General features: G+C 68.5%; 1 pseudogene. It reads right to left on the bottom strand.

Annotated elements, in window-relative coordinates:
• Nucleotides 1–691: pseudogene (locus A5658_RS28475) on the bottom strand (hypothetical protein); the annotation flags it as partial.

Raw genomic sequence — 691 nt, 5'->3', positions numbered from 1 at the left:
CGGCGTCGGCGATGGGGGCGACCGGGCCCAGCGTGAGGTACTCCTCGGCCTTTCCGGCTAGACCCTTGGCCATGCCACCCCAGGCATCGCCCATTGCGTCGCCCCCGTTTGCCCCAACGAGGTCTTGAATCCCGGTGATGGTCGAATTCCAGCGGTCCCCGAAGCCATCGCCGAACCCAGGAGCCGGCGCACGCGGCGGCGGCGGCGCGACGTACTTGGGCATGCCGGCATCCATCCACCGCTGAGTGTTCGCGACCGCAGCGTTGAGCCTGGCCTCGATCTGATCCGGCGGCACACCCTCAGCGATCAAACTTGGCCGCGCCAACGCCTTGAAGGCCTCGATATCGGCGGGATCCAATTTCTGCGGCGGCACCGTGGGCGGTTTGAGCCCGCTCACCAGATCCGCCGGCGCCGGCTCGGCGGGCCGCCCGCGCCCGAGCAGCATGTCTTGCAGCGACGGCGGCTTGTAGGTGTCGTCAGGAACCGGCGGGCCTTTCGCCGGATCCCCACCAGGCTGCGCAGTCGCCGGCCCGGCCGGTAACAGCATGTCCTGCCACGTCTTTGGCCTGCCATCAGACGCAGGTGCGCCCGCGCTGATCGGCGCATCACCGACAGCACCGCGCACCGCGTTGGCCAGTTCCTCATCGGCGTTATGGGCATGCAGCTTGCAAGTGTCGAGTTGTCCTTGCAG

Source organism: Mycobacterium sp. 1245111.1 (genome assembly GCF_001673405.1).
Taxonomy (GTDB): domain Bacteria; phylum Actinomycetota; class Actinomycetes; order Mycobacteriales; family Mycobacteriaceae; genus Mycobacterium.
The sequence above is the reverse complement of the archived record's forward strand: the minus strand, read 5'-3'. Positions and strand labels throughout refer to the sequence as shown.